Annotated in this window: 18 protein-coding genes; 11 read left to right on the forward strand and 7 right to left on the reverse strand. The window is 71.3% G+C overall.

Going from position 1 to position 20052, the window contains the following annotated elements; translation table 11 throughout:
- Positions 1-137 precede the first annotated feature (137 nt).
- Genes Q0994_RS04080 through Q0994_RS04090 form a run of 3 tightly spaced genes read right to left on the reverse strand, consistent with a single transcriptional unit; the run spans position 138 to position 2187 of the window.
- Positions 138-908 (reverse strand): AIM24 family protein, encoded by a 771-nt coding sequence (locus tag Q0994_RS04080; protein ID WP_299529122.1) that lies wholly within the window; start codon positions 906-908, stop codon positions 138-140.
- The gene (locus Q0994_RS04085) at positions 905-1555 is read right to left on the reverse strand and encodes an AIM24 family protein (protein WP_299529124.1); all 651 of its coding nucleotides are present in this window, start codon (positions 1553-1555) and stop codon (positions 905-907) included. Before Q0994_RS04085 ends, Q0994_RS04080 begins: the two co-directional genes overlap by 4 nt.
- Positions 1555-2187 carry an AIM24 family protein gene (locus Q0994_RS04090; protein ID WP_299529272.1) on the reverse strand — a complete coding sequence of 211 codons (633 nt, stop codon included), beginning with the start codon at positions 2185-2187 and terminating at the stop codon, positions 1555-1557. The genes Q0994_RS04085 and Q0994_RS04090 overlap by 1 nt, the downstream gene beginning before the upstream one ends.
- Positions 2188-2411: 224 nt before the next feature.
- Between Q0994_RS04090 and Q0994_RS04095 the strand changes: the two genes are divergently transcribed.
- The 6 genes from Q0994_RS04095 (at position 2412) to Q0994_RS04120 (ending at position 7720) form a co-directional block, all read left to right on the forward strand.
- Positions 2412-2762, forward strand: a complete 351-nt coding sequence (locus Q0994_RS04095) for a DUF3817 domain-containing protein (protein WP_299529126.1) — start codon at positions 2412-2414, stop codon at positions 2760-2762.
- Complete coding sequence (locus Q0994_RS04100) at positions 2759-3052, forward strand: MTH1187 family thiamine-binding protein (protein ID WP_299529128.1); 294 nt, start codon at positions 2759-2761, stop codon at positions 3050-3052. The genes Q0994_RS04095 and Q0994_RS04100 overlap by 4 nt, the downstream gene beginning before the upstream one ends.
- Before the next feature lie 126 nt (positions 3053-3178).
- On the forward strand, positions 3179-4384 hold the full coding sequence (locus Q0994_RS04105) for a helix-turn-helix domain-containing protein (RefSeq protein ID WP_299529130.1): 1206 nt from the start codon (positions 3179-3181) through the stop codon (positions 4382-4384).
- 566 nt (positions 4385-4950) lie between these two features.
- Positions 4951-5460, forward strand: coding sequence for a MarR family winged helix-turn-helix transcriptional regulator (locus Q0994_RS04110; RefSeq protein ID WP_299529132.1), 510 nt, complete (start codon positions 4951-4953; stop codon positions 5458-5460).
- A gap of 122 nt (positions 5461-5582) precedes the next feature.
- Complete coding sequence (locus Q0994_RS04115; RefSeq protein WP_299529134.1) at positions 5583-5915, forward strand: DUF3817 domain-containing protein; 333 nt, start codon at positions 5583-5585, stop codon at positions 5913-5915.
- 104 nt (positions 5916-6019) lie between these two features.
- Entirely contained in the window at positions 6020-7720 is a 1701-nt protein-coding gene (locus tag Q0994_RS04120) for a methylmalonyl-CoA mutase (protein WP_299529136.1), read from the forward strand.
- 28 nt (positions 7721-7748) lie between these two features.
- Here the strand turns inward: Q0994_RS04120 and Q0994_RS04125 are convergent, their stop codons facing one another.
- Positions 7749-8378 (reverse strand): TetR/AcrR family transcriptional regulator, encoded by a 630-nt coding sequence (locus Q0994_RS04125; RefSeq protein ID WP_299529138.1) that lies wholly within the window; start codon positions 8376-8378, stop codon positions 7749-7751.
- Positions 8379-8729: 351 nt separating this feature from the next.
- Here Q0994_RS04125 and Q0994_RS04130 point away from each other — a divergent pair, with 351 nt between their 5' ends.
- From Q0994_RS04130 to Q0994_RS04145, 4 genes are all read left to right on the forward strand, one after another.
- Complete coding sequence (locus Q0994_RS04130) at positions 8730-9695, forward strand: tetratricopeptide repeat protein (protein ID WP_299529140.1); 966 nt, start codon at positions 8730-8732, stop codon at positions 9693-9695.
- 622 nt (positions 9696-10317) lie between these two features.
- A complete protein-coding gene (locus tag Q0994_RS04135) occupies positions 10318-10974 on the forward strand; it encodes a DUF6230 family protein (RefSeq protein ID WP_299529142.1) in 657 nt (218 codons plus the stop codon).
- Positions 10975-11107: 133 nt separating this feature from the next.
- Positions 11108-11704 (forward strand): DUF6114 domain-containing protein, encoded by a 597-nt coding sequence (locus tag Q0994_RS04140; RefSeq protein ID WP_299529144.1) that lies wholly within the window; start codon positions 11108-11110, stop codon positions 11702-11704.
- Entirely contained in the window at positions 11694-13106 is a 1413-nt protein-coding gene (locus Q0994_RS04145) for a hypothetical protein (protein WP_299529146.1), read from the forward strand. Before Q0994_RS04140 ends, Q0994_RS04145 begins: the two co-directional genes overlap by 11 nt.
- A gap of 570 nt (positions 13107-13676) precedes the next feature.
- Here the strand turns inward: Q0994_RS04145 and pyk are convergent.
- The 3 genes from pyk to pta form a co-directional block, all read right to left on the reverse strand.
- Positions 13677-15101 carry a pyruvate kinase gene (gene pyk / locus Q0994_RS04150; RefSeq protein ID WP_299529148.1) on the reverse strand — a complete coding sequence of 475 codons (1425 nt, stop codon included), beginning with the start codon at positions 15099-15101 and terminating at the stop codon, positions 13677-13679.
- A 74-nt stretch (positions 15102-15175) separates the two neighbouring features.
- Positions 15176-16486 carry an acetate kinase gene (locus Q0994_RS04155; RefSeq protein ID WP_299529150.1) on the reverse strand — a complete coding sequence of 437 codons (1311 nt, stop codon included), beginning with the start codon at positions 16484-16486 and terminating at the stop codon, positions 15176-15178.
- A 5-nt stretch (positions 16487-16491) separates the two neighbouring features.
- Positions 16492-18564, reverse strand: coding sequence for a phosphate acetyltransferase (pta, locus tag Q0994_RS04160; RefSeq protein ID WP_299529152.1), 2073 nt, complete (start codon positions 18562-18564; stop codon positions 16492-16494).
- A gap of 399 nt (positions 18565-18963) precedes the next feature.
- On the opposite strand from pta, the gene Q0994_RS04165 reads away from it, so the two are divergent.
- Positions 18964-19989 carry an ATP-dependent 6-phosphofructokinase gene (locus Q0994_RS04165; RefSeq protein ID WP_299529154.1) on the forward strand — a complete coding sequence of 342 codons (1026 nt, stop codon included), beginning with the start codon at positions 18964-18966 and terminating at the stop codon, positions 19987-19989.
- Positions 19990-20052 lie beyond the last annotated feature (63 nt).

The following is a 20052-nucleotide window of genomic DNA, read 5'->3' on the forward strand; positions in this document are numbered from 1 at the left end:
CTAAGAAGTTGAAAGCCGGACGAATTAAGGGGTGTGAGCCCCGGCACCCGTCCGCGACCGCGGAGCCGCCCCCGTCCCCGGAGCGGACCCGCGCCGTGACGGCCGCGCCTACGGCCTCACGTTCCGCAGGGTACCCGTCACAGGCCGAAGCGACGCTGGAGATCCCCGAGCTGACCGGGAGCGCGGGGGAGGGAGCCGTGTTGACCGCCCCCCGGAACCCCGGGCGCGGCGGCCTGCTGCGGAGTCCCGCCGACCGGCTGCTCGGGCATCAGCACCTCCGTCGACTGGAGCAGCACCGTACCCGCCCCGACGAACTCGAACTGGTGCTCCTCGCCCGAGGCGCCGCCGAGACCGGTCATCGCCCGCAGCCCGCCCATGACCCCGGTCATGTACCCGTGGTCGTAGTGGTGGCACGGCGACGGGCAGTCCGCCCAGCCGACCAGCGCCTCCGGGTCGACCCGCAGCGGCGGTTCCATGAAGACCACCGGACCGTTCGACGCCGCCACGAACTTCCCCGTGCCGATCAGCGTCAGGAACCCGGGCACGATGGACTGCTTCAGCGCCAGCGACGGCTGGTACGCCAGCAGGTTCCCCGACCGGATCGTCAGGTTGCCCTGGTCCAGGTCGAAGCTGTTCACGTCGAACGCCCGGTCCGCCAGCAGCATCTTCCCGCTGCCCTCGGCCACCACCCAGTCCGCGGCGTGCAGCGGCGAGTGGAAGCTGGTCCGCAGCAGCCGGTCGAAACGGCCGTTGCCGATGCCGGTGAAGTCGATCCGCCCGTAGTAGGCGATCATCTTCCCCTTCTGCAGGAACCACTGGCTCCCCTTCAGCTCCACGCAGAAGGTGTACGCGTTGACGTTGTCGTCCGACGGCAGCGTCGCCGGATCGTGGATCACGGGGGTGCTCACAGCTTCTCCTCCGACGCCTGGACGTACACCGCGCCGCTGCCGCTCAGCTCCAGCTGGAACGCCTCGCCGGAGCCGCGCCCCACCATGTCCCGCCAGCCGAGCGCGGTGGACAGCTTGTTGGTCACGTCCCCGTGGTGGGCGACGTACGCCTGCGGGTCGACGTGCACCGGACGGCCCGGCGCGATCGGCAGTTCGATCACCCCGCCGTGCGCCATCACCGCCACCGCGCCGTGCCCCTTCAGGGTGGTGGTGAACAGGCCCTGCCCGGTGACCTGGCCGCGCACCATCCCCATCACCCCGCCCTGCGAGCCCATGAACATGGTGCCCTGGTGGAGGGTGCCGTCGAAGGCGAGCAGCCGGTCGGCCTCGACGTGGAGCGTGTCCCCGGCGAGGTTGATCACCTGGATGTGGTGCCCGCCGTGGCCGAACATCACCGTGCCGCTGCCCTCGACCGTCATCAGCGGGGTGGCCTCGTTCGCCACCCGCCGGCCGATCATGGACATCACGCCGCCGCTGCCGCCCTGCAGGTTCGGGGTGAAGGAGACGTCCCCGCGGTAGGCGAGCATCGCCCCGCGCTGGCTGAACATCTTCTGGCCGGGCACCACCGTCGCCTCGACCATCTTCGCGTTGATCTCGCGGAACGGCATCAGACGTCGCCCCCGATCGTGTTGCGCTCGCTGGGCTGGACGTAGACGACGCCGTCGCCCTCGAAGCGGATCTGGAACGACTCCCCGGACCCCTCGCCCATCAGCGTCCGGAAGTTCACCCCGGACTGGAAGTGCTGCTGGAGGTTGCCCTGGTGCGCGACGTACGCGCCGGGGTCCACGGTCAGCGGGTACTGCGGCGTCACCCGGAGCACCACCGCCTGGCCGTCCGACATGATCGCCGCCTGCCCGGTGCCCTCGATGGTCGTGGTGAACAGGCCGTTGCCGGTCGCCCCGCCGCGCATCCCGGTGAAGGAGGTGCCGGTACGCAGCCCGCCGTCGGTGGCCAGGACGTTGCTCGCCTCGACGTACAGCTTGTCGCCGCGCAGCTGGACCAGACTGATCTGGCTCGCGCGGTCGGCGAACCAGCAGGTGCCCCGGCCCGTCACCTCCATCATGGTCATCTGCTCGCCGGTCAGGCGGCGGGTCACCATGCCGCGCAGCCCGTCACCGCCGCCGCTCAGCTTCTTGAAGGACATCTGGCCGTCGTACGCGACCATCGATCCGTTCTTCGCCCGGACGGCGTCGCCCGTCATGTCGACGGCGAGCGTCTTGCTGCCTTGGAGCCGGAACATCGCCACCCTGCGACGGTAGCCGCTGGGCCCCCGGCCGGGCCAGCGATTCCGGCGAGAGTGACGGCGCCCGCCGGTCCGACCGTCCCAGCCGCCCCGTCCGCCCCGTGCGCGCCTCGGGTACCGGGCCCCCGGCACCGGAGCACCCGGCCGCCGGTGCCACAATGGTGCCCGGCTTTGTGCTCGCGTTCACAAGCCGTGACGCCCCTCCCACCGAAGGTGCCCCTGTGGACATCAAGACCGCTACCGCCCTGCACCGGCTGCGCCTCATCTCGATTCCCGAGGCGCTCTCGTTCCCGGCGCTTATCCTCTTCGGCTCGGTTCTCAGCCGCGTCTCGGACATCGATTTCCTGATGATGCCGCTGGGCATGCTGCACGGCTTCCTCTTCGTGGTCTACGCCGTGATCCTGCTCGACGTCTGGGTGAAGGCGAAGTGGCCCTTCCCGCGCGTCCTCCTCTTCTTCGTCCTCTCGCTGATCCCGTTCGGCGGGCTCTACGGCGACCGGCGCCTCAAGCGGTACGAGGCCGACGGCGTCATCGCCGCCCGCGCCCGCCGCGAGGGGACGGTCAGCGCATGATCGTCGCCTTCTCCGTCTCCCCGCTCGGCGTCGGCGAGGACGTCGGGGAGTACGTCGCCGACGCCGTCCGGGTCGTCCGCGCGTCCGGGCTGCCGAACCGCACCGACGCGATGTTCACCTCGATCGAAGGCGAGTGGGACGAGGTCATGGACGTCGTCAAGCGTGCCGTCGCCGCCGTCGAGGCTCGCGCCGGCCGCGTCTCGCTGGTGCTGAAGGCCGACATCCGGCCCGGCGTCACCGACGGTCTGACCTCCAAGGTCGAGACCGTGGAACGGCACCTGGCGGGCTGACACTCTTCGTCCGGGGCCACGGCCCCGAACTCCTCGACAGGCCCCCGCCGCGTCCGGCGGGGGCCTGTCGAGGTGCGCGCTCCGGGCCCTGACGACTACAGCCGCAGGCGGCGTACCGTCCAAGGGGTGAGCGAGCATCTCGGAGACAAGCTCTCCCGCCTGCGCCGGCTGTCCGACCTGACCCAAGAGGAACTGGCGGAGAAGTCAGGCGTCTCCGTCGACGTCGTGCGCAAGCTCGAACAGAAGCGCAAGGGATCCGCCCGTCTGCCCACCCTGCACGCACTGGCGAGCGGGCTGGGCGTCGAACTCACGACGCTGCTCGGGGATCCTCCGGGCGTTCCCCCGACCGGGGAAGCCGACCCACCGCAGCTGGTGGCGGTGAGGCGAGCCGTTCACCCGCTCATGTTCGCGCCCCCGGAGGAACCTGACGCGGCGGAGGTGCTCACGGCCTCACTCCTGCGCGCCGAGATCGCGGATGCCTGGACCCTGTACCACTCGGCAGAGTTCCCGCAGCTCCTGAATCTGCTTCCGGGAATCCTGGCGGACGCCCGTCTCACAGCCTCGCAGGAGCACCACGAGGGACAAGCGGCCCTGGGCAAGGCGTTCCAGCTGGCCGGGCATCTGAGCATCCGTCTGGGCAAGCTCGACCTTGCCCTGGCCGCTCTGGAGCGGGCCATGGCTGCTGCGGAAGTCTCCGGAGATCCCCTCCTCGTTCCGATGATCTGCAACTCGCTGGCATGGGCTTATCAGAGATCCAACCGGCTCGACGATGCCAAGAGCATTGCCCTGTACGCCGCTCGGGCCATGGAGCGGGACGGGCTGATCAGTGATGCACCGGGGCTACGCGTGTGGGGCGGGTTGACCATGAGCGCCGCGACGTCGTACGCGCGGCTGGACAGGTACGACGACGCTGACGGCATGATGCGTGCCGCTGAGAAGGCGGCCGGGCGCCTGGCGAAGATGCCGCCCGCAGAGGGTGACGGTCGCCTCCTGTCCGTCTTCAGCAAGTCGTCCGTCCGCATCGAACGCGTGCGCCTGGCGGTACAGCACGAGCGGCCGCATGAGGCGCTGCGCCTCGCCAAGGGCATGCGCCTGTCGAAGGACACGCCCCCTTCGTGGCGCACGTGGCTCCTCCTCGACGTCGCCCGCGCGCACACGGATGTCGGGAACGCCGAGGGCGCTGTGAAGGCGTTGGAGAGCCTCCGGCGGGTCGCGCCGACGTGGATGCGGCATCACACGCTGGCGGTCGCCGTGGTGAGCGATCTGTGGGAACTGCCGTCCCGTCCGCCGGGACTGCGCAAGCTGGCCGAGTTCCTGGGAGTAGTGAAATAGCGTCGCAGAACTAGGGCGCCGCGTCCCTGTCCCACCGCTCCGCGTGGCGGAATGCTGACGCCACCGATTCCGCAGCGGAGGTGCGTCGATGAATCATCAGTTGCAGGGCCCGGTGACACTGGCCACGGATGGCCTTCCTCCCGGTCCGCCCAAGGTGTCTCCCGGGTGCGACGTGTGCGCGGCGTTGTCTCGACAGTGGCGCCACGCCACCGACCCCCACGGGCCGGCCCACGACCCTTCGCACGCGACGGATCTGGCCGTCGGGATCGGCCGGCACCCGCACGGACGGAAGCGGACGCCGTGACGCGGCTGACCACCCGGTACGTCCGGCACGTGATGCGGCAGCACCCGGACCTGCCGACGCGTTTCGACGCTTCGTGCCTCTCGTGCGGCCGGACCGCCCCGCCTTCTCCCTCGTCGGCCCCCCGCCCGCCCGCCCGGGGCCGCGGCTCCGCCCCCCGACAGGCCCGCGCCGCGTCACCGCCCGGACCCGCCCGCACACCCGTCCGGTACCGAACTCCGAGACGGTGCGGAGCCGGAAGTGACCAGTGGGTAAGGTCGGGGTCGTGCCGAAGCCGCTCAGCCTCCCCTTCGATCCCATCGCCCGCGCCGACGAGCTCTGGCACCGGCGCTGGGGGCCGGTGCCCTCGATGGTGGCCATCACCTCGATCATGCGGGCCCAGCAGATCCTGCTGGCCGAGGTCGACGCGGTCGTCAAGCCGTACGGGCTGACCTTCGCCCGCTACGAGGCGCTGGTGCTGCTCACCTTCTCGCAGGCCGGGGAGCTGCCGATGTCCAAGATCGGCGAGCGGCTGATGGTGCACCCGACCTCGGTCACCAACACCGTGGACCGGCTGGTGAAGTCGGGTCTCGTCAGCAAGCGGCCCAACCCGAACGACGGACGCGGGACGCTCGCCTCCATCACCGAAAAGGGCCGCGAGGTGGTCGACGCGGCCACCGAGGACCTGATGGCGATGGACTTCGGCCTCGGGGTGTACGACGCCGAGGAGTGCGCGGAGATCTTCGCGCTGCTGCGGCCCCTGCGGGTCGCCGCGCAGGACTTCGAAGAGGCCTGAGACCGGTCGGCCACGGCCTCCGGAGGCGCCCGGGGAGCACGGTCCGGGACCGCTCCGCGACGCCGGGTGGCGGCCCCGGCCCGCTGCAAGATCGGCCCCGGCGTGCGGTTAGGCTCGCTGTCATGAAACGCAGCGTGCTGACCCGCTATCGGGTGATGGCATACGTCACCGCCGTCATGTTGTTGATCCTCTGCCTCTGCATGGTCTTCAAGTACGGATTCGACAAGGGTGAGGGCTTGACCCTCGTCGTCTCGCAGATCCACGGCGTGCTCTACATCGTGTACCTGATCTTCGCCTTCGACCTCGGCTCCAAGGCCAAGTGGCCGGTTGGCAAGCTGCTCTGGGTGCTGATCTCGGGCACCATCCCGACCGCCGCGTTCTTCGTCGAGCGCAAGGTCGTCCGGGAGGTCGAGCCGCTGGTGGCCGACGCCTCCCCGGTGACGGCGAAGGCCTGACCGCGCTCTCCGGCACATCCTGACCGCCCGGTGACGGGGAACACCCCGCGCGCCGGGCGGTTTGCCGTCGACAGATACTAGGACGTCCTAGTAAATTCGTCGGTATGGACGCTGACGCGATCGAGGAAGGCCGCCTCCGCTGGCAGGCCCGTTACGACCAGGCCCGCAAGCGCGACGCGGACTTCACCACACTCTCCGGCGACCCGGTGGACCCCGTCTACGGGCCGCGCCCGGGTGACACGTACGAGGGATTCGAGCGCATCGGCTGGCCGGGCGAGTACCCCTTCACCCGCGGACTGCACGCCACCGGCTACCGCGGCCGCACCTGGACCATCCGGCAGTTCGCCGGCTTCGGCAACGCCGAGCAGACCAACGAGCGCTACAAGATGATCCTGGCGGCCGGCGGCGGCGGACTCAGCGTCGCCTTCGACATGCCGACCCTGATGGGCCGCGACTCCGACGACCCCCGCTCGCTCGGCGAGGTCGGCCACTGCGGGGTCGCCGTCGACTCCGCCGCCGACATGGAGGTGCTCTTCGCCGGCATCCCGCTCGGCGACGTCACCACCTCGATGACGATCAGCGGCCCCGCCGTCCCCGTCTTCTGCATGTACCTGGTCGCCGCCGAACGGCAGGGCGTCGACCCGGCGGTGCTCAACGGCACCCTCCAGACCGACATCTTCAAGGAGTACATCGCGCAGAAGGAGTGGCTCTTCCAGCCCGAGCCCCACCTGCGCCTGATCGGCGACCTGATGGAGCACTGCGCCGCCGCCATCCCCGCCTACAAGCCGCTCTCCGTCTCCGGCTACCACATCCGCGAGGCCGGCTCCACGGCCGCGCAGGAGCTGGCGTACACGCTGGCCGACGGCTTCGGATACGTCGAGCTCGGGCTCTCCCGCGGGCTGGACGTCGACACCTTCGCTCCCGGTCTCTCCTTCTTCTTCGACGCGCACCTCGACTTCTTCGAGGAGATCGCCAAATTCCGCGCCGCCCGCCGGATCTGGGCCCGCTGGATGAAGGAGACGTACGGCGCGACCAGCGACAAGGCCCAGTGGCTGCGCTTCCACACCCAGACCGCCGGTGTCTCGCTCACCGCCCAGCAGCCGTACAACAACGTGGTGCGCACCGCCGTGGAGGCGCTGTCCGCGATCCTCGGCGGCACCAACTCCCTGCACACCAACGCCCTCGACGAGACCCTGGCGCTCCCCTCCGAGCAGGCCGCCGAGATCGCGCTGCGCACCCAGCAGGTGCTGATGGAGGAGACCGGCGTCGCCAACGTCGCCGACCCGCTCGGCGGTTCCTGGTACGTCGAGCAGCTCACCGACCGCATCGAGGCCGACGCCGAGAAGATCTTCGAGCAGATCCGCGAGCGCGGCGCCCGCGCCCACCCGGACGGGCAGCACCCCGTCGGGCCGATCACCTCCGGCATCCTGCGCGGCATCGAGGACGGCTGGTTCACCGGCGAGATCGCCGAATCCGCCTTCCAGTACCAGCGGTCGGTGGAGAAGGGCGACAAGCGGGTCGTCGGCGTCAACGTCCACCACGGGTCCGTCACCGGCGACCTGGAGATCCTGCGGGTCAGCCACGAAGTCGAGCGCGAACAGGTGCGCGCCCTCGGCGCCCGCCGCGCGGCCCGCGACGACGCCGCGGTGCGCGCCGCGCTGGACGCGATGCTGGCCGCCGCGCGGGACGGCTCCAACATGATCGCCCCGATGCTGGACGCGGTACGCGCCGAGGCGACCCTCGGCGAGATCTGCGGGGTGCTGCGCGACGAGTGGGGCGTCTACACGGAGCCGCCGGGGTTCTGAGCCGGCGCGGGGCCCCGGCCGCCGGCGTTCAGTCGCCGGCGGCCGCGCCCAGCCCCTGGAGCAGCAGCCGGGTGAAGCGCAGCGCCCACTCCTCGTCGACGGGCTCCGCGCTGACCAGCGTCCGGTGCACCACCGCCCCGGCGATCACGTCGAAGATCAGGTCCACCGTCCGCGCCGCCGCCCGCAGGTCCGGCTCCGGCGGCAGCTCGCCCCGCTCCAGCGCCCGCCTGCGGCCCATCAGCACCAGATGCTTCTGCCGGTCCACGATCGAGTCCCGGATGCGGGCCCGCAGCGCCTCGTCGCGGGTGGACTCGGCGACCACCGCCATCAGCGCGGTGCTGGTCTCGGGGCGCTCCAGCAGGGCGGCGAACTGGAGGACCACGCCCTGCACGTCGGCGGCCAGGCTGCCGAGGTCGGGGAGTTCCAGTTCGTCGAAGAGCACCGCGACCGCGTCCACCACGAGTTCGTTCTTGCCCGCCCAGCGACGGTAGAGCGTCGTCTTGGCCACTCCGGCGCGGGCCGCCACGTCCCCCATGGTCAGCTTCGACCAGCCGAGGTCGACCAGGGACTCCCTGGTCGCCTCCAGGATCGCGGCGTCGGCCCCGGTGTCGCGGGGGCGCCCGGGGCGGGCGGTCGAGGGGTCGCCGTGGCTCAGCATGGAGCGACCTTACCGGTGAGTAGGTAAAGACGGACCGGTCAGGGATCCGTGAGAGAGATCACCGATGCCTCCTGTTCGACCGGGGGTCCGGGCAGTTACGCTACGACCCGTAGCGAAAGGAGGGTGACTCCCTCCCGCAGCCACGAACGAGCGACAGCCACGCAGGGGCGCCGGATGGGGATCCGGGGCCGAAACCGCGGCGCCGGGTGGGGATCCGGGGCCGTACGAGGGGGTTTTCAGGGCCCCCCGGCCGTGTCCGTCCGCCCGCCCCGCACACCGGCCGGGGCTGCGGGAAGACGCGGTTCACCCACCGCTTTCCGGATTGGTGCGCGCAGGGGGGAGGATGTACGCATGCAGCCTAGGAACATGTCCATGAGCGGCGTCGTCGACCTCGCCGCGGTGAAGGCGGCCGGCGAGGCCAAGGCCAAGGCGGAGCAGGCCCGAGCCGAGGCCGCCCGCACCGGCGGCAGCGCCGCCGTCGCCCCCTCCGCCCTGGTGATCGACGTCGACGAAGCCGGCTTCGAGCGCGACGTCCTCCAGCGCTCGGCCGAAGTGCCCGTCGTCATCGACTTCTGGGCCGAGTGGTGCGAGCCGTGCAAGCAGCTCGGCCCGCTCCTGGAGCGGCTGGCCGTGGAGTACAACGGCCGCTTCCTGCTCGCCAAGGTCGATGTGGACGCCAACCAGATGCTGATGCAGCAGTTCGGCATCCAGGGCATCCCGGCGGTCTTCGCCGTCGTCGCCGGCCAGGCCCTTCCGCTCTTCCAGGGCGCGGCCCCGGAGGCCCAGATCCGCGAGACGCTGGACCAGCTCATCCAGGTCGGCGAGGAGCGCTTCGGCCTGACCGGCATCGTCGTCGACCCCGACGCGCAGGCGGGCGGACCCGTCGAGGCGCCCGTCGGTCCGTACGACGCGCTGCTGGAGGCCGCGGCCCGCGCGCTCGACGCCAACGACTTCGCCGGCGCGACGCGGGCGTACCAGAACGTCCTGGTCGACGACCCGGCCAACCCGGAGGCCAAGCTCGGCCTGGCGCAGGCCGAACTCCTCGGCCGCGTACAGAAGATGGACCCGAACGAGGTCCGCAAGAACGCCGCGGAGAACCCGGCGGACGTGGCGGCCCAGATCGACGCCGCCGACCTCGATCTGGTCGGCGGCCACGTGGAGGACGCCTTCGGACGGCTGGTGGAGACCGTCCGCCGCACCTTCGGCGACGACCGCGACGCCGCCCGGGTGCGGCTGCTGGAGCTGTTCGAGGTCATCGGCCCGGAGGACCCGAGGGTCGGCGCGGCCCGCACGGCGCTGGCGCGCGTGCTCTTCTGACACGTTGTCGTGAGGTGACAAGACGGCCGGGTGTCCAGGCGGACGCCGCGGCCGTTTTGGCGCCCGAGCGACAATCCGGCTGTCTCCGGGCCCTGTCTTTACCAAATCTTGACAGATCGACGGGCTGTTACTGGCAGTAAACCGCGCTCGGCCATTTGTCCGATTGCGCCGTGATCCATGCCTGTTTGGGTGTCCGGTTCGCGCCACAGTGTGTGGCTGCCCGGTGCCGCCCCGTCGTGACACGGACATCGAGCCGTTACTAGCCAGTAACGAACCCCCTTGTGCCACGGCCCCGAATGCACCACGATCGGCCACGCTCGGTCCAATACCCGCCAGCCCGACAGCCGGTCGTGCAGAGGGGTTTGTTGGGTCCCCACCGGGCGGGCCGGCGGCAGTGGGCGCCGGCCGCGGACAGGGGGGTTCCTGCTGACCGGCAGGGCCTGTCCGAACAGCCGCGCACACGTGCGGCCAGTGGTTGTCGCTCGGGGGTGATCGCCGGTGCACCGGATGCCGAACAAGCCTCCGGGGCGGGCGCTCTCCTTCCCGAGGACGTAGCACTTCTCCCATCCCAGGACGGGCACGAGCCCGGCCGGAGATGTACGTCCGAGAAGGAGGAAAACATATGATTTCCCAGGTTCGCGGTGGGACCAGATGGAAGCGCTTCGCTCTGGTCATGGTGCCGAGCGTCGTCGCGACCGCGGCGGTGGGTGTCGGTCTCGCGCAGGGTGCGCTCGCCGCGTCGTTCAGCGTCTCCGGCCAGGACTTCAAGGTGCGGGCCGGCACGCTCGACGGTGAGGACTTCGTCCAGTACGGGTCCGTCGCCGCGGGCAGTGACGGCAAGACCGGTCACGCGGTCGCCGTCTCCGGCTTCAGCAAGGCCACCATCACCAACATGTGCCAGTCGGTCGTCACCCCGGGGCTGCCGTTCGGCCTCGGCACCGTGACGCTCCGCCTGGAAGCGGGCACCAAGTCCGGCAAGCCGGTCGAGGCCACCAACCTCTACCTGGACGTCGCCGAGCTCGACGCGGACGCCGAGTTCAAGAACATCGACATCGGCGTCGCCGCGGGTTCGCTGAAGAAGGCGGACCGGCCCAACTCGATCGGCATCCAGCCGAACACCCAGGCCAACCCCAACGGCTTCTCCCAGCGGGCCGAAGAGGCGCACCTGAAGGGCGTCGAGCAGAAGGCGTGGGCGACCACCGCCGGCACCTTCAAGCTCAGCAACCTCAAGCTGCGCCTGTACGGCGGCGACGAGGCCAAGACCAAGGAGTGCTACTAAGCACCCGCAGGGTGACCGGGGCCCGTCCGGGTTCCGGTCGCCCGTCCGGTGACCGGGGCGCCCGCAGGGGCGGACCCTCCGGCACCCCCCTCTCTTCTCTCACAGCGGTACCGGTTCCAGGGAGCTGTTTTCCATGAGCCCCGAGTCCACAGGGCAGAACGAGCACTACCTCACCGTCTTCCGGCGGGGATTCCGCACCTGGCGGGGTAACAGGCCTTTCTGGGCGGGCCTGTTCACCATGGTGGGCGGTGTACCCATCGCCTACTTCCCTTACGCCAACATGCACCTGGGCAATGTCACCCTGGCGATGTCCACCACCGCCGGCGCCGGGTCGCTGATCATCGGCGTGCTGCTGATCACGCTGGGCCTCACGATGTGGTTCCACCACATCGTCCGTGTCTTCGCCGGCGTCGCGGCGATCCTGCTCGCCCTCATATCCATACCCGTCGCCAACATCGGCGGCTTCGTGGTCGGCTTCCTCTTCTCTTTGCTCGGCGGCGCACTCTCCGTCTCCTGGGCCCCGGGCGACCCGAAGGCCGAGTCCGCCCCGGCGGCGGAGCCCGCGGCCACCGAACCGGCCGCCTACGGAAGCCAGTTCCGCGGCGACGACTTCCCCGCGGACGAGTTCCACGGTTCCGCCGTCCCCCGGCAGACCGCCTCCTACGAGCCGTCCGCGCCGTTCGGGGCGGCGGCGGAGAAGACCGAGGGCGGGGGGCACCGTGCCGGGTGACGACGAACTGACGAACGCGCTGACGGGAGACTTCGCCCGGGTGCGCGGCCCGCGCCACGCGGCCCCCAGGAAGTCCCTGCTGACGAAGCTGCACCTGCCCGCGGGCCGGAAAGCGATCGCCCTCGCGGCGATGCCGACGGCGGTCTTCGTGGGCATGGGGCTGACGCCGAAGCTGGCGATGGCCGACGACGCGTCGGACTTCCCCTTCGCGCCCGGCCCCTGCGTGACCCGGTCGGACGAGCCCAGCGAGTCGGCCGAGCCGAGCGCGAGCGCCTCCCCGTCCCCCTCGGCCTCCGCCACGAGCGGCGCCGACGAGGACAAGCCGGCCGACGACGCCACCGCGACCCCGAAGCCCTCCGCCAGCTCCACGACGGCGGACGGCGCGGACACCGAGGACACGGCGGCGGACGACAAGGCTGCCGACGACGCGGCGGCCGACGAGGCCGCCGACGCCGCGCAGCCGAAGTCGGCGGCGGACCAGCCGGAAGCCACCCCGTCGCCCTCCGCGACGAAGTCGGTCAACCCGCTCGACCCGCTGGGCGTCGGCGACGCGCTCAAGGAGTTCTTCGACGGGCTCGGCGGCAAGACCGCCACCCCGACGCCCTCCCCGAGCGCCACCACCGGGGCCCCGGCCACGGAGGACGACGAGAAGCCCACGGACACGGACCCGGACGGGGACGCGGACGCGGACGGCGCCACGACGGAGAAGCCCGTCGCGGCATCGGAGTCCGACGCGGTGAAGGAGACCAAGGACGCGAAGGACGCGGCCGAGGACGCCTCGGACAAGACCGCCGAGGCCATCCGCAAGGCGGCCGCCGAGGCGGGGCAGGACGTCGAGGAGCTGGACGAGGACGTCAAGGGGCTCGACCCCAAGGCGGACGAGGACATCCCCGACGGCGCCAAGCCGGCGTTCCCGTGCCCGACCCCGGACCCCGAGGCGCTGGCCGCCGCGGAGCTGGAGCCGGACCTGCCGCTGCTGCCGGACGACCCGTGGATCCTGGAGTCCTCCGCGCTGACGCTGACCGGGCTGGACTACGCCGGCATCGTCGAGGTGAAGACGTACGGCGGCAAGACCAAGAAGGTCCTGAAGTTCACCGCCGGCGGCGTCGACATCAAGGACCTGCACCAGCTCACGACCGGCCCGAACGGCACCACGGGCCACGTCCAGGCCAAGGCGGGGTCCACCTCGACCATCCGCAACGGCACGGTGACCATGTACACGGAGGAGCTGAAGGGCAACCTCTTCGGCATCATCCCGGTCACCTTCAGCCCGGAGTCCCCTCCGCCGCTGAACGTCCCGCTCGCGATCTTCACCGACGTACGGGTCGTCCAGGCCGGCCAGTTCGGCGGCACGCTCAAGGTCCCCGGACTGCACAACTACTTCACCGAAGGCGCAAGCTGACCGGTGATCCGGACCCGTCCGGGAGCCGCACACGACGATGGCCCGCACCCCTGCGAGGGGGTGCGGGCCATCGTCGTGTGCGGTGCAGCGGTTATGCCGCTCCTCCATGTGCTCCACCTCGGTGACGGCGAGCTCCCCGTAACGGAAGGCCTGTCCGAGCCCGTCCAGCCTCGCGTACTGCTCCTCGGTGAGGTACGTACGCTCCGAAGGCGGCGCGGAGAACGTCCCCACCAAGGCGCGGAGCAGCAACCGGAGGGCGAGGTCGGGTGTGCCGGCGCGGACGCACCCGGCCAGTGCGTCCGTGACGTCCGGCCCCAGAGGCCGAGCGAACTCCGCCACCACGGCTCGCACCTCGGGGGTCAGCTCCTCGCCGCCGTAGGCATGGAGTTGGCTACCGACCCTCAAAGCCGGGGCCCGGTGCCGCGTCCCGAGGCCGACAGCGGCCGACCGTGAACCCGCGCCCTCGGCGCCCCGCGCCGCCCGTCCACGCGAAACGGCCGCGGGCCGCGCCCCCGGTCCTCACCGGAGAGGGGCGCGGCCCGCGGCCGTCGTGCGGGCGGTGCGGGTGCGTCAGGCGTTGCCGCCGACGTGGTGGACCCGGACCATGTTGGTGGTGCCGGGGACGCCGGGGGGCGAGCCGGCGGTGATGATGACGGTGTCGCCGGCGTTGTAGCGGCCGAGCTTGGTCAGCTCGCCGTCGACCATGTCGACCATCGCGTCGGTGTTGTCCACGTGCGGGACGACGTGGGCCTCGACGCCCCAGCTCAGCGCGAGCTGGTTGCGGGTGGCCTCTTCGGTGGTGAACGCCAGCACCGGCTGCGCGGCGCGGTAGCGGGACAGCCGGCGGGCGGTGTCGCCGGACTGGGTGAAAGCGACCAGCGCCTTGCCGTCGAGGAAGTCGGCGATCTCGGCGGCGGCGCGGGCGACCGCACCGCCCTGGGTACGCGGCTTCTTGCCCGGGACGAGCGGCTGGAGGCCCTTGGCGAGCAGTTCCTCCTCGGCCGCGACGACGATCTTCGACATGGTCTTGACCGTCTCGATCGGGTACGCGCCGACCGAGGACTCGGCGGAGAGCATGACCGCGTCCGCGCCGTCCAGGATCGCGTTGGCGACGTCGGACGCCTCGGCGCGGGTCGGCCGGGAGTTGGTGATCATCGACTCCATCATCTGGGTCGCCACGATCACCGGCTTGGCGTTGCGCCGGCACAGCTCCACCAGGCGCTTCTGCACCATCGGGACCTTCTCCAGCGGGTACTCGACGGCGAGGTCGCCGCGCGCCACCATCACACCGTCGAACGCCATGACGACGCCCTCCATGTGCTCGACGGCCTGCGGCTTCTCCACCTTGGCGATGACGGGGACCCGGCGGCCCTCCTCGTCCATCACCTTGTGCACGTCCTTGACGTCGTCGGCGTCGCGCACGAAGGAGAGCGCCACCAGGTCGCAGCCCATCCGCAGGGCGAACCGGAGGTCCTCGACGTCCTTCTCCGACAGGGCGGGCACGTTGACCGCCGCACCGGGCAGGTTGATGCCCTTGTGGTCGGAGATGACACCGCCCTCGATGACGATGGTCTTGACCCGGGGGCCGTCGACCGACACGACCTTCAGCTCGACGTTGCCGTCGTTGATGAGGATCGGGTCGCCCTTGGCGACGTCGCCGGGCAGACCCTTGTAGGTCGTGCCGCAGATCGACTTGTCGCCGGGGACGTCCTCGGAGGTGATGGTGAACTCGTCCCCGCGGACCAGTTCGACGGGGCCCTCGGCGAACTTCGCCAGACGGATCTTCGGGCCCTGGAGGTCGGCGAGGACGCCGACGGCGCGGCCGGTCTCGGCGGCCGCCTTACGGACCCGGTCGTACCGGCCCTGGTGCTCCTCGTGGGTTCCGTGGCTGAAGTTGAACCGGGCCACGCTCATGCCGGCCTCGATCAGAGCGACCAACTGCTCGTGGGAGTCGACGGCGGGACCGAGGGTGCAGACGATTTTGGAACGGCGCATGGGGCGGATCCTATCGGTTTGTTTCGCTGCGGAATATTCCGTCTGGTGGAAAGTACAAAGGTGCGCGGGGGTGCTCAGTTGTCGTTCTGTCCGGACGCTCCGGCGCGGTCGTCCCCGCCCCCCGGAGCGGCCCCGCCGACCAGCGCGAAGGTCTGCCCGGCGATCTCCAGTTCCTCGTCGGTCGGGACGACGGCGACCGCCACCCGCGCGTACTCGGGGGAGATCACCCGCGGCTCGCCGGACCGTACGGCGTTGAGCCCGGCGTCGACCGCCATGCCCAGCTCCTCCAATCCGGCGATCGCCGCCTCGCGGACCGGCGCCGAGTTCTCCCCGACGCCCGCCGTGAAGACGACCGCGTCCACCCGGCCGAGCACGGCGGTGTAGGCGCCGATGTACTTCTTCAGCCGGTGGATGTAGATCTCGAAGGCCAGCGTCGCCGCCCTGTCGCCCTCGTCGACCCGGCGGCGGATCTCGCGCATGTCGTTGTCGCCGCAGAGCCCGACCAGCCCGCTCTTCTTGTTGAGCAGGACGTCGATCTCGTCCGCCGACATGCCCGCCACCCGCTTGAGGTGGAAGACGACGGCGGGATCGACGTCCCCGGAACGCGTCCCCATGACGAGGCCCTCCAGCGGGGTCAGGCCCATGGAGGTGTCCACGCACCGGCCGCCCGCGACCGCCGACGCCGAGGCGCCGTTGCCGAGGTGCAGCACGATCGTGTTCAGCTCCTCCACGGGGCGGCCGAGCAGCTCGGCCGTCCTGCGCGAGACGTACGCGTGCGAGGTGCCGTGGAAGCCGTAGCGGCGCACCCGGTGCGCGTCGGCGGTCGCCACGTCGATCGCGTACCGCGCCGCGTGCTCCGGCATCGTCGTGTGGAACGCCGTGTCGAAGACCGCCACCTGCGGCAGGTCCGGGCGGAGCGCCTGTGCGGTGCGGATGCCGGTGATGTTCGCCGGGTTGTGCAGCGGGGCGACCGGCACCAGCCGCTCGATCTCCTTGAGCACGTCGTCGTCGATGACGGTCGGCTCGCTGAACTTCAGCCCGCCGTGCACGACCCGGTGGCCGATGGCGGCCAGTTCGGGGGAGTCCAGGCCGAGGCCGTCGGCGGCCAGCTCCTCGGCGGCCGCCTTCAGCGCCTCCTCGTGGTCGGCGATGCGGCCGGTGCGTTCGCGCGCCTCGCCGCCCCGGGCGACCGGGGTGTGGACCAGGCGGGAGGTCTCCTCGCCGATCCTCTCGACCAGGCCGGACGCCAGCCGGGTCCCCGCACGCATGTCGAGGAGCTGGTACTTCACCGACGAGGAGCCGGAGTTCAGCACCAGCACGCGGTGCGGCGCGGCCTGCGCGTTCTCGTCGTGGGCGGTCGTGTTGTTCGTGTCGCTCGTGGTCATGCTGGTCACTCCTCGCCCTGGGCCTGGATCGCCGTGATGGCCACGGTGTTGACGATGTCCTGCACCAGTGCGCCGCGCGACAGGTCGTTGACCGGCTTGCGCAGCCCCTGGAGCACCGGGCCCACGGCCACCGCCCCCGCCGAGCGCTGCACGGCCTTGTAGGTGTTGTTCCCGGTGTTGAGGTCCGGAAAGATCAGGACGGTCGCCTGGCCCGCCACCTCGGAGCCCGGCAGCTTCGTCGCCGCCACCGACGGTTCGACCGCCGCGTCGTACTGGATCGGGCCCTCGATGCGCAGATCGGGCCGCTCCGCGCGCACCCGCTCGGTCGCCTGGCGCACCTTGTCGACGTCGGCGCCCGACCCCGAGGTGCCGGTGGAGTACGACAGCATCGCGATCCGGGGTTCCACCCCGAACCGGGCGGCGGTCGCCGCCGACTGCACCGCGATGTCCGCGAGCTGCTCGGCGTCCGGGTCCGGGTTGACCGCGCAGTCCCCGTACACCAGTACCTTGTCGGCGAGGCACATGAAGAAGACCGAGGAGACGATCGAGGCGTCCGGCTTGGTCTTGATGATCTCGAAGGCGGGCCGGATGGTCGCCGCGGTGGAGTGCACCGAGCCGGAGACCATGCCGTCGGCCAGGCCCTCCTGCACCATCAGCGTGCCGAAGTAGTTCACGTCGGAGACGACGTCGTGTGCCAGCTCGACCGTCACCCCCCGGTGCGCGCGGAGCTGGGCGTACCGCTCGGCGAACCGCTGCCGCAGCTCGGAGGTCTGCGGGTCGATGAGCTGGGTGCCGGTGAGGTCGATGCCGAGGTCCGCGGCCTTCTTGCGGATCAGGTCGGTGTCGCCGAGCAGAGTCAGGTCGCAGACGTCTCGGCGCAGCAGCACGTCCGCGGCGCGCAGCACCCGCTCCTCGGTGCCCTCGGGCAGCACCACGCGACGCCGGTGGGCGCGGGCCTGCTCCAGCAGGTCGTGCTCGAACATCATGGGCGTGACCCGGCCGCTGCGGGCCAGCGAGATGCGCTCCAGCAGGGCGCCGGTGTCGACGTGGCGCTCGAACAGGCCGAGCGCGGTCTCCACCTTGCGCGGGGTCGCCGCGTTGAGCTTGCCCTCCAGGCCGAACAGCTCGCCCGCGGTCGGGAACGAGCCGCCGGCGACCGAGACCACCGGGGTGCCGGGCGCGAGGCGGGCCGCCAGCGTCAGGATCTCCTCGCCGGGCCGCTCGTCGAGGGTGAGCAGCACCCCGGCGATCGGCGGGGTGCCGGCGCTGTGCGCGGCGAGCGAGCCGACCACCAGGTCGGAGCGGTCTCCGGGGGTGACCACCAGGCAGCCGGGTGTCAGGGCGTTCAGCAGGTTGGGCAGCATGGCGCCGCCGAAGACGAAGTCGAGCGCGTCGCGGGCCAGCCCCGCGTCGTCGCCGAGCAGCACCGTGCCGTCCAGCGCGGCGGTGATCTGCGCGACCGTGGGCGCGGAGAGCGCGGCGTCGTCGGGGAGCACGAAGGCGGGGACCGGGAGCCGGGCGCCGATGCCGTCCGCGACGGTCTGCCGGTCGTCGGGCGCGACCCGGTTGACCACCATCGCGATGACGTCGCAGCCGAGCCCGGCGTAGGCGCGGTAGGCGTTGCGGGCCTCCGCGGCGACCGAGTCGGCGGGCTGTCCGCGACCGCCGACGACGGTGACGACGGAGGCGCCGAACTCGTTGGCCAGCCGGGCGTTGAGAGCCAGTTCGTCCGGGAGCTGGGTGGCGGCGTAGTCGGAGCCGAGGACCAGGACGACCTCGTAGTCGCGGGCGACGGCGTGGAAGCGCTCCACGAGCCGGGAGACCAGCTCGTCGGTGCCCTTTTCCGCCTGGACCGCCGCCGCCTCCGCGTAACCGAGGCCGTACACGGTCTCCTCGGCCTGCGAGAGCCGGTAGCGGGCCCGCAGCAGTTCGAACAGCCGGTCCGGACCCTCGTGGAACAGTGGCCGGAACACGCCGACGCGGTCCACCTGGCGCGTCAGCAGTTCCATGACACCGAGTTCCACGACCTGGCGGCCGTCCCCCCGGTCGATGCCGGTCACGTACACGCTGCGCGTCACGCGTGCTCTCCCATCCCCACGGGCGGTCACGGCCGATCGTGTCGCCGATATCCCGATTCGGGTCGTATTGGCTTGCATTGCCTCTTGACGATACCCGCGCGGCGGGCTAGGACGCCCCCGGAGAGAGTGCCCTGCCGGGGCTGGGCCCGCACCTGCGCCACGTGGGGTCCGAAGCCTCTCCGGGCCCCGGACCAAGGCTGCCGCAGTCCGCCGTCGCACGGCCCGCGCGCACCGGGTCTTCCGTCACCCGTACCCGGGATTTCGCTTTTTCGTCTCCCCGCCGGGGCGGCCGGAAGCGCGAGGTGCGTGCGCGCCGTGGGACAATCGGGGCGGCTCACGGTACGGGGGTTCCCAGGGGCTCCCGGTAGCCCGGCACTAGCGAGCAGGAGACACAGCACGATGCGCATCGGAATTCTCACCGCGGGCGGCGACTGCCCCGGACTGAACGCAGTGATCCGGTCGGTCGTGCACCGTGCGGTGGTGGGGCACGGCGACGAGGTCATCGGTTTCGAGGACGGCTTCAAGGGCCTCCTGGACGGTTTCTACCGCCCCCTCGACCTCAACGCCGTCAGCGGCATCCTGGCGCGTGGCGGGACGATCCTCGGATCGGCCCGGCTGGAGCGCGACCGCCTGCGCGAGGCCGCCGAGAACTGCGACGAGCTGGCCCGCCGCTACGGCATCGACGCCCTGATCCCGATCGGCGGCGAGGGCACCCTGACGGCGGCCCGGATGCTCTCCGACGCCGGCATGCCGGTCGTCGGCGTCCCGAAGACCATCGACAACGACATCTCCGCCACCGACCGCACCTTCGGGTTCGACACCGCGGTGGGCGTCGCCACCGAGGCCATAGACCGTCTGAAGACCACCGCCGAGTCGCACCAGCGGGTGATGGTCGTCGAGGTCATGGGCCGGCACGCCGGCTGGATCGCCCTGGAGTCCGGGATGGCGGGCGGCGCGCACGGCATCTGCCTGCCCGAGCGGCCCTTCCAGGTGGACGACCTGGTGAAGATGGTCGAGGAGCGGTTCGCGCGCGGCAAGAAGTTCGCCGTCGTCTGCGTCGCCGAGGGCGCGCACCCGGCCGAGGGTTCCATGTCGTACGCCAAGGGCGCCATCGACCAGTTCGGCCACGAGCGCTTCCAGGGCATCGGCAACCGGCTCGCCGCCGAGCTGGAGATGCGGCTCGGCAAGGAGGCCAGGCCGGTGATCCTCGGCCACGTCCAGCGCGGCGGCACCCCGACCGCGTACGACCGGGTGCTCGCCACCCGGTTCGGCTGGAACGCGGTGGAGGCCGTGCACCGCGGCGACTTCGGCAAGATGACGGCCCTGCGCGGCAACGCCATCGTCATGGTGCCGCTCGCCGACGCCGTGACGCGGCTGAAGACCGTGCCCGCCGAGCGCATGATCGAGGCGGAGTCCGTCTTCTAGGAGACCCCGCGCCCACCGGGGCGCCGTGCACGAGGGGCGGGGCCGCGAGCCCCGCCCCTTCGT

It is taken from the genome of uncultured Streptomyces sp. (genome assembly GCF_947488945.1).
Classification (GTDB): domain Bacteria; phylum Actinomycetota; class Actinomycetes; order Streptomycetales; family Streptomycetaceae; genus Streptomyces.

Coding starts and splice junctions, on each gene's coding strand:
- Q0994_RS04125 (WP_299529138.1), bottom strand. CDS start 8,378: ATGCTGAGCCACGGCGACCCCTCGACCGCCCGCCCCGGGCGCCCCCGC.
- Q0994_RS04115 (WP_299529134.1), top strand. CDS start 5,583: ATGAAACGCAGCGTGCTGACCCGCTATCGGGTGATGGCATACGTCACC.
- Q0994_RS04165 (WP_299529154.1), top strand. CDS start 18,964: ATGCGCATCGGAATTCTCACCGCGGGCGGCGACTGCCCCGGACTGAAC.
- Q0994_RS04130 (WP_299529140.1), top strand. CDS start 8,730: ATGCAGCCTAGGAACATGTCCATGAGCGGCGTCGTCGACCTCGCCGCG.
- Q0994_RS04120 (WP_299529136.1), top strand. CDS start 6,020: ATGGACGCTGACGCGATCGAGGAAGGCCGCCTCCGCTGGCAGGCCCGT.
- Q0994_RS04090 (WP_299529272.1), bottom strand. CDS start 2,187: ATGTTCCGGCTCCAAGGCAGCAAGACGCTCGCCGTCGACATGACGGGC.
- Q0994_RS04135 (WP_299529142.1), top strand. CDS start 10,318: ATGATTTCCCAGGTTCGCGGTGGGACCAGATGGAAGCGCTTCGCTCTG.
- Q0994_RS04155 (WP_299529150.1), bottom strand. CDS start 16,486: ATGACCACGAGCGACACGAACAACACGACCGCCCACGACGAGAACGCG.
- Q0994_RS04140 (WP_299529144.1), top strand. CDS start 11,108: ATGAGCCCCGAGTCCACAGGGCAGAACGAGCACTACCTCACCGTCTTC.
- pyk (WP_299529148.1), bottom strand. CDS start 15,101: ATGCGCCGTTCCAAAATCGTCTGCACCCTCGGTCCCGCCGTCGACTCC.
- Q0994_RS04085 (WP_299529124.1), bottom strand. CDS start 1,555: ATGCCGTTCCGCGAGATCAACGCGAAGATGGTCGAGGCGACGGTGGTG.
- Q0994_RS04100 (WP_299529128.1), top strand. CDS start 2,759: ATGATCGTCGCCTTCTCCGTCTCCCCGCTCGGCGTCGGCGAGGACGTC.